At 67.2% G+C, this 7,599-nt stretch carries 8 protein-coding genes and 1 pseudogene; all 9 read left to right on the top strand.

Going from position 1 to position 7,599, the window contains the following annotated elements:
• The first annotated feature begins 25 nt into the window (after positions 1–25).
• Positions 26–1,081, top strand: a complete 1,056-nt coding sequence (gene tilS, locus ACKAE7_RS19970; RefSeq protein ID WP_408980106.1) for a tRNA lysidine(34) synthetase TilS — start codon at positions 26–28, stop codon at positions 1,079–1,081.
• Between the two features lie 30 nt (positions 1,082–1,111).
• Positions 1,112–1,663, top strand: coding sequence for a hypoxanthine phosphoribosyltransferase (gene hpt, locus ACKAE7_RS19965; RefSeq protein WP_041651844.1), 552 nt, complete (start codon positions 1,112–1,114; stop codon positions 1,661–1,663).
• Between the two features lie 233 nt (positions 1,664–1,896).
• A complete protein-coding gene (gene ftsH, locus ACKAE7_RS19960; protein WP_188809938.1) occupies positions 1,897–3,960 on the top strand; it encodes an ATP-dependent zinc metalloprotease FtsH in 2,064 nt (687 codons plus the stop codon).
• 9 nt (positions 3,961–3,969) lie between these two features.
• Positions 3,970–4,614: a GTP cyclohydrolase I FolE gene (gene folE, locus ACKAE7_RS19955; protein ID WP_188728873.1), complete on the top strand. Its 645-nt coding sequence runs from the start codon at positions 3,970–3,972 to the stop codon at positions 4,612–4,614.
• 10 nt (positions 4,615–4,624) lie between these two features.
• Positions 4,625–5,545 carry a dihydropteroate synthase gene (gene folP / locus ACKAE7_RS19950; RefSeq protein ID WP_408980105.1) on the top strand — a complete coding sequence of 307 codons (921 nt, stop codon included), beginning with the start codon at positions 4,625–4,627 and terminating at the stop codon, positions 5,543–5,545.
• A gap of 10 nt (positions 5,546–5,555) precedes the next feature.
• Positions 5,556–5,963, top strand: a complete 408-nt coding sequence (gene folB / locus ACKAE7_RS19945; RefSeq protein WP_188809942.1) for a dihydroneopterin aldolase — start codon at positions 5,556–5,558, stop codon at positions 5,961–5,963.
• Positions 5,960–6,505, top strand: a complete 546-nt coding sequence (gene folK, locus ACKAE7_RS19940; RefSeq protein WP_104185706.1) for a 2-amino-4-hydroxy-6-hydroxymethyldihydropteridine diphosphokinase — start codon at positions 5,960–5,962, stop codon at positions 6,503–6,505. Before folB ends, folK begins: the two co-directional genes overlap by 4 nt.
• A complete protein-coding gene (locus ACKAE7_RS19935) occupies positions 6,502–7,074 on the top strand; it encodes a DUF3180 domain-containing protein (protein WP_408980104.1) in 573 nt (190 codons plus the stop codon). Before folK ends, ACKAE7_RS19935 begins: the two co-directional genes overlap by 4 nt.
• A pseudogene (locus ACKAE7_RS19930) lies at positions 7,055–7,528 on the top strand (PH domain-containing protein); the annotation flags it as partial. The gene ACKAE7_RS19935 and the pseudogene ACKAE7_RS19930, both read left to right, overlap by 20 nt.
• Positions 7,529–7,599: the final 71 nt, after the last annotated feature.

The raw sequence follows: 7,599 nt of genomic DNA, 5'->3' as shown, positions 1-7,599 counted from the left end.
CGTCGTCGGCACAGCGCGCAAGGCGCTGGGGGACGCCCTGGCCCAGGCCGGCTATCCGCGCCATGTCCTGGTTGCCTGCAGCGGCGGTCCGGACTCCCTGGCCCTGGCAGCCGTGGCCGCGTACTTTGCCCGGCGCGGGCATGTGGACGGCCACCCTGTGACGGTCGGGGCGGCAGTGGTTGACCACCAGCTGCAGGAAGGGTCCGCGCAGGTCGCCGCCAGGACCGCGGAAATGCTGCAGGAGCTGGGCCTGTCCCCGGTGGAAGTCCGGCCCGTAACGGTGGACGGCACCGGCATGGGGCCCGAGGCCGCAGCCCGCGAAGCCCGGCACGCCGCACTGGAAGCGGCAGCGGCAAGCCAGGGAGCGGCGGCAATCCTGCTGGGCCACACCCTGGACGACCAGGCCGAACAGGTGCTCCTGGGCCTGGCGCGCGGCTCAGGCACGCGCTCGCTGGCCGGCATGAGGCCTGCGAGGGGTGCCCTGCTGCGGCCGTTCCTGGGGCTTCGCCGGGCCGACACGGAAGAGATCTGCGAGGTGGAGGAACTCCAGCCGTGGCACGACCCCACCAACTCGGACCCGTCGTATGCCCGGTCCCGGACGCGCGTGGAGGTACTGCCGCACCTGGAGGAAAAACTCGGTCCCGGCGTCGCGGAATCCCTCGCCCGGACCGCCTCCATCCTGCAGCTTGACGCCGACTACCTCGAGGATGTGGCGGAAGCCACCTTCGCATCCCTCGTGGAGCGGAACGGCCCAGAGCTGAGCCTTCCGGAGGAGGCGTTGCGCGCCCTGCCCCCTGCCATCAGGTACCGCGTGATCGCCAAGGCCGCGGCCGACGTCGGCGGGCAGCAGCCCAGCTACCAGCGCCTTTTGGCGGCGGAGGCGCTGCTGCGGCGGCACGGCTCGGCAGGGCCGGTGGAACTCCCCGGCGGAGTGAGCGCCTACCGACTGTCCCTCGCGCAGCTGGCCGGCGCGGAAGCCGCGGACAGCCCGGCTGCCGGCAGTAAAGCCAAACCCGTTCCCCGCGAAGCCGCACGCTGTGGGAAGCTAGTACTCCGGCTTCAAAAGCCGCCCGCAAAATAGTCGCACCCCGCATCTACACAGGAGCCATTGGTGGATTCAAACGACGTCCAGGCAGACCTCAAGCACGTTCTCTACACCAAGGAGCAGATCCAGCAGCGGATCACCGAACTCGCTGCCCAGATCGACAAGGACTACGAGGGCCGCGAAATCCTCATCGTGGGCGTGCTCAAGGGTGCGGTGATGGTCATGGCTGACCTGGCCCGGGCGCTGCACAGCCACATTTCCATGGACTGGATGGCTGTGTCCTCCTACGGATCCGGCACCCAGTCCTCCGGGGTTGTCCGCATCCTCAAGGACCTGGATACGGACCTCATGGGCAAGGACGTGCTGATTGTCGAGGACATCATCGACTCCGGCCTCACCCTGTCCTGGCTCAAGACCAACCTGGAATCGCGCGGCACGGCATCGGTGGAGATCTGCACCGCCTTCCGCAAGCCCACTGCCGCCAAGGTGGAGATCGACGTCAAGTACGTGGGATACGACATCCCCAACGAATTCGTGGTCGGCTACGGCCTGGACTACGCCGAGAAGTACCGCAACCTGGACTTCGTGGGCACCCTGGCCCCGCACGTTTACGAGTAGGCTGCCCCTCCCGGACCGCCGCCGCGCCGCCGTCGGCATTGACCTGCAATACCCCGCCCTGAGGCAGGCCCGCCGCCGCCCTGGCACCGCTACGCCCACAGGGAACTTTTGCCGTCCATCATGCGTGATCTACTCCGGACGGTGTATAGCTAGAAGCTGACGCAGCACCATCACGCGCGCAGACTACTCGCCGTGCAGCACTACCAGAAGGGACGGGGTTAGCCCCCGAACAGATGAAAGCTAAGAACTTCTTCAAAGGCCCGGGCATCTGGATCGTCGTCGTGGTCGGTCTGCTCCTGGTGGCCTTTGCAACGCTTGCCCCCGGTGGTGCGGCACGGATTGACACGGACAAGGGCCTTGAACTGCTCTCCGGGGACCAGGTGGAGCAGGCCAAGATCTTCGACGGCGAAAACCGCGTTGACCTGACTTTGAAGGACAACCTGCAGCTGGACGGGCAGGACAAGGGCAAGAGCGTCCAGTTCTTCTTCGTGGACGCCCGCGCCGAGGACGTGGTCAAGGCCGTCACGGACTCCAATCCGGCCCAGGGCTACACGGACCAGCCGATTGAGAGCAACTGGTTCTCCGGCCTGCTCTCCCTGCTGATTCCCGTCATCCTCCTGGGCGCCCTTTTCTGGTTCCTCATGACCCGCATGCAGGGCGGCGGCTCCAAGATCATGCAGTTCGGCAAGTCCAAGGCCAAGATGGTCAGCAAGGACATGCCGCAGGTAACCTTCGCCGACGTCGCCGGATCCGACGAAGCCGTCGAAGAGCTCCAGGAGATCAAGGAATTCCTCCAGGAGCCCGCCAAGTTCCAGGCCGTGGGCGCCAAGATCCCCAAGGGCGTGCTGCTGTACGGCCCTCCGGGTACCGGTAAAACCCTCCTGGCCCGCGCCGTCGCAGGCGAGGCGGGCGTCCCCTTCTTCTCCATCTCTGGCTCCGACTTCGTGGAAATGTTCGTGGGTGTGGGTGCCTCACGCGTCCGCGACCTGTTCGAGCAGGCCAAGGCCAACTCCCCGGCCATCATCTTCGTGGACGAGATCGACGCCGTTGGCCGCCACCGCGGTGCCGGCATCGGCGGCGGCAACGACGAACGCGAGCAGACGCTCAACCAGCTCCTGGTGGAGATGGACGGCTTCGACGTCAAGACCAACGTCATCCTGATCGCCGCCACCAACCGTCCCGACGTGCTGGACCCCGCACTGCTCCGCCCCGGCCGCTTCGACCGGCAGATCGGCGTGGAAGCACCGGACCTGATCGGCCGCGACCAGATCCTGCAGGTGCATGCCAAGGGCAAGCCGATGGCACCCGGAGTGGACCTCAAGGCCGTGGCCAAGAAGACTCCCGGATACACCGGCGCAGACCTGGCCAACGTCCTGAACGAGGCAGCGCTGCTTACAGCGCGCTCCAACGCGAACCTCATCGACGACCGTGCACTGGACGAGGCCATTGACCGTGTCATGGCCGGACCCCAGAAGCGCAGCCGCGTGATGAAGGAGCACGAACGAAAGATCACCGCCTACCACGAAGGCGGCCACGCCCTGGTGGCGGCAGCGCTGCGGAACTCCAGCCCGGTCACCAAGATCACCATCCTGCCCCGCGGCCGTGCCCTGGGCTACACCATGGTGGTCCCGGACAACGACAAGTACTCCGTGACCCGCAACGAACTGCTGGACCAGATGGCCTACGCCATGGGCGGCCGCGTTGCAGAAGAAATCGTGTTCCACGACCCGTCCACCGGCGCGTCCAACGACATCGAAAAGGCCACCGGCACCGCACGCAAGATGGTCACCGAATACGGTATGAGCGAGCGCGTCGGCGCGGTCCGACTGGGCCAGGGCGGCGGAGAGCCCTTCCTGGGCCGCGACGCCGGGCACGAGCGCAACTACTCTGACCAGATCGCCTACGTGGTGGACGAGGAAGTGCGCCGGCTCATCGACCAGGCCCACGACGAGGCCTACGCCATCCTCACCGAAAACCGCGACGTCCTGGACCGGCTGGCCCTCGAGCTGCTGGAACGCGAAACCCTGAACCAGGCCGAGATCGCCGACATCTTCCGCGACATCCGCAAACGCGATTTCCGCGAAGTGTGGCTGTCCAAGGAGTCCCGTCCGGTCCAGATGGCGGGCCCGGTGGAGTCGCGCCAGGAGAGGGCGGAGCGCGAGGCCCAGGAGGAGGCAAAGCAGGCGCGCCTGGATGAGCCGCTCGACGCCCAGCCGCCGCACCCGCAGGGTGTTCCGGAGGATGCTCCGTTCCAGGGCGGCGTCACCGACGCGGGCCCGGACACCCTTCGCGGCTAAGCTTTCTACGTGACCCACTTCGACGACGACGACGTTCCCGCCTCCGCCGGATATCCGGCGGAGGGCGGATCCCACCACTCAAAGCACCACAAGGTGGACCGGCCCCGGATTGAGGCGGCCGTCCGTGAGATTCTCATTGCCATCGGAGAGGACCCGGACCGCGGCGGCCTCATCGACACCCCCAAGCGCGTGGCCAAGGCCTACGCCGAGGTGTTTGCCGGGCTGCACCACGATCCCGCGGATGTCCTGTCCACCACCTTTGACCTTGACCATGAGGAACTCGTCCTGGTCAAGGACATCCCCTTCTATTCCACCTGTGAGCACCACCTGGTGCCGTTCCACGGGGTGGCCCACGTGGGTTACATCCCGTCTCACGAGGGCAAGGTGACGGGCCTGAGCAAGCTGGCCCGGCTCGTGGACATTTACGCCCGCCGCCCGCAGGTGCAGGAGCGGCTCACCACTGAGATCGTCGAGGCGATGGTCCGCTACCTCAAACCCCGTGGCGCCATCGTCGTTGTTGAATGCGAACACATGTGCATGTCAATGCGCGGTATCCGCAAGCCCGGAGCGAAGACCGTCACCAGCGCGGTCCGCGGGCAGCTTCATGACCCGGCCACCCGTGCCGAAGCCATGAGCCTCATTCTCGGAAGGTAAACCCCATACCATGGACTCACTCGCTGCAGCGCCGGGAACCGGCCCCGCAACATCCCCCCTGCCCATCCTTCGCAAACCGCGACCGGCGGCCCGGTTCGAAGACCTCCCCACGGACCGCACGCTGGTCATGGGCATCCTGAACGTCACCCCGGATTCGTTCAGCGACGGCGGCCGGCATGCCACTGCGGACACCGCCATCGCGGCAGGGCTCCGGATGTTCTACGCCGGTGCGGACATTATCGACGTCGGCGGCGAATCCACCCGGCCAGGCGCCGAGGACGTCACCCCGGAAGAAGAACAGCAGCGTGTGGTCCCCGTCATCCAGGCACTGGTGAAGGCAGGGGCGCTCGTCAGCATCGACACCACGCACGCCTCCACGGCCGCCGCTGCGGTGGAAGCCGGTGCTGCCATTGTCAATGACATCTCAGGCCTCAGCATCGAACCGGAAATGGCGGAGTTCGTGGCGGCCGCCAAGGTTCCGTACATCCTTACCCACCGCCGCGGGGACGCGCGCACCATGAATTCGCTCGCCGACTACAAGGATGTGGCGGGGGAAGTGGTGGCCGAACTCGCAGGCGTGCGGGACAAGCTGTATGCCGCCGGTGTCACCGCGGAAAAGATCATCGTGGACCCGGGCCTGGGGTTCGCCAAGAACGACGCCCAGAACTGGGAGCTCCTGCAGAACCTGGACCAGCTGGACAGCCTGGGCCACCGCGTCCTGGTGGGTGCCTCACGCAAGCGGTTCCTCGGCACCCTGCTCACGGTGGCCGGCAAGGCCGCCGCCCCGGAGGAGCGCGACGCCGCCACCGCTGCCATCACCGCCATCAGCGCCTACCGTGGTGCCTGGGCCGTCCGCGTGCACGACGTCGGCCCCAGCCTTGACGCCGTCAAGGTTGCCGCGCGCATGGCCGCACCCCGCGCCGACAGCTAAGCCGCGCGCCATGGACAGGATTACGCTGAGCGGGGTGACCGCCGTCGGCCATCACGGCGTGTTTGATTTTGAACGCCGCGAGGGCCAGCCTTTTGTTGTGGACGCAGTGCTATACCTGGATTTCGCCAAGGCGGCGGAGTCCGACGACGTCCGGGACACCGCGCACTACGGCGAGGTGGCGCAGCGTATTACCGAGTGGATCTCAGGCGAGCCGCTGAACCTGATCGAAGCCCTGGCTGTGCGGATCGCTGACGGCCTGCTGTCCGAGTTCCAGCTGGAGGCCGTGGACATCACCGTCCACAAGCCTCAGGCACCCATCGAGGTTCCCTTCGGCGACGTGGCGGTCAGCGTCCACCGCGACCGGCGCGTTGGGGAAAAGCGCGACGGGGAAAAGCAAGCCCGGGGGGAGGGGCAATGAACAGCGGCTATACCAAGGCGGTCCTGGCGCTCGGCAGCAACCTGGGCGAGCGCAACGACACCCTGTCCGAGGCTGTGGCGGACCTCGTTGATCCGCCGGAGGTGCGGCTGCTCGCCGTGTCGCCGGTTGTGCAGACGAAGGCGGTGGGCGGTCCCCCCAACCAGCCGGACTTCCTCAACATGGTCATCACCGTGGAAACCAGCCTGGCCCCGCACGAGCTGCTGGACCACTGCCAGGCCGTAGAGAACAAGCACCACCGCGTGCGGGAGGTGCGCTGGGGGCCGCGGACGCTCGACGTCGACATCATCACCTACGGCGACGTCCGCAGCGACGACCCCACCCTGACCCTGCCCCACCCCCGCGCCGCCGTCCGCGCCTTTGTCCTCTACCCGTGGTCGCTCATCGAGCCTGCTGCCACCCTGGACGGGGAACGGATCAGCGCCCTGGCCGCGAGGGCTGACGATTTTGGCGACCTTGCACCTTTCGACGGCTTCGGTGACTTCGACGGCGTGCCCACGGCCGGGGCGGTGGAAGAACGATGAAGCCCATCAATCCGCTGCGCCTGCTGCTGATCGGTTTCATCCTGGCCGTTGCGGGCTGGTCCGCCACGGTGGTGACCAGCCGCTTCGGCATGTCCACGCCCGTCCTCCCAGCCACCGCACTGGCCACCATGGGCGTGATCGTGGCCATCACCCTGATCCTGGGCATCCGGGTGCTGAAGTGGCGCAACAGCCTCGACGGCACCGGTGCCAGGACTGGTGCGAAGAACGTAGCCCGGAAAAGGCCCGTGCTTGACCCGCTCCTTGCCGCGCGGACCCTGGTTCTGGCCCAGGCCTGCGCCTACGCCGGAACCGTGCTCCTGGGCTGGCATGTGGGCATCTTCCTGGACCAGCTCCGCATCTGGAGCCTGCGCAGCAACCAGGGCATCACCTGGCTGGCACTTGCCATGGCCGGCGGGGGACTGGTGATGATCGTGGTGGGCCTGCTTGTGGAGCGGTTCTGCAAGATCCCGCCGGAGGACGGCGACACCAAGGGTATCGAGGGAAAACCCGGCCGTACCGTGCATGGTGAAGCCGCCGGGGAAGGCGAATATGCGTACCGAGGCGATTGACCCTCCCGGCATCACCTGGCAGCGCGTGTCCCCGAGGTACGTCACCGTCAGGATGGTGCAGTGGGCCCTGGCCAACGTGGCCACCGTGCTGGTCCTGGCCCTGCCGCTGGTGCTTGTCCTCGCGGGCGTGTGGGACTGGCCACCGCTGTGGCTGGCAGTTGCCGTGCCCGCGGTGGCATTGGTGTCGGCCCTCTGGCGGCTGGCGCTCATCCCGCGGCAGGTCCGTGCCATCGGTTATGCCGAACGCGATGACGACCTCCTGGTCAGGACCGGCATCTTCTTCCAGCGCACCATGGCCGTCCCCTACGGGCGCATGCAGTATGTGGACATCGGCGTGGGCCCGGTGGAGCGCGGACTGGGCCTGTGCACGCTCAAGCTCCACACCGCATCACCCGGCACCAACGCCCAGATCCCGGGCCTGCCCGCCGCTGAAGGTGCCCGGCTGCGCCATCAGTCCCGGCCAGGCCGTATACCTCGGCCATCGCGGCCAGGTGGATCGGATCCGCAAGGGCGATCAGCACCTCG

Source organism: Pseudarthrobacter sp. NKDBFgelt, from assembly GCF_046097905.1.
Lineage (GTDB): Bacteria > Actinomycetota > Actinomycetes > Actinomycetales > Micrococcaceae > Arthrobacter > Arthrobacter polychromogenes.
The sequence above is the reverse complement of the archived record's forward strand: the minus strand, read 5'-3'. Positions and strand labels throughout refer to the sequence as shown.

What these genes read in the sequence shown, in the direction of transcription:
- ftsH (WP_188809938.1), top strand. Translation starts at nt 1,897, where the DNA reads ATGAAAGCTAAGAACTTCTTCAAAGGCCCGGGCATCTGGATCGTCGTC.
- folP (WP_408980105.1), top strand. Translation starts at nt 4,625, where the DNA reads ATGGACTCACTCGCTGCAGCGCCGGGAACCGGCCCCGCAACATCCCCC.
- folB (WP_188809942.1), top strand. Translation starts at nt 5,556, where the DNA reads ATGGACAGGATTACGCTGAGCGGGGTGACCGCCGTCGGCCATCACGGC.
- folK (WP_104185706.1), top strand. Translation starts at nt 5,960, where the DNA reads ATGAACAGCGGCTATACCAAGGCGGTCCTGGCGCTCGGCAGCAACCTG.
- ACKAE7_RS19935 (WP_408980104.1), top strand. Translation starts at nt 6,502, where the DNA reads ATGAAGCCCATCAATCCGCTGCGCCTGCTGCTGATCGGTTTCATCCTG.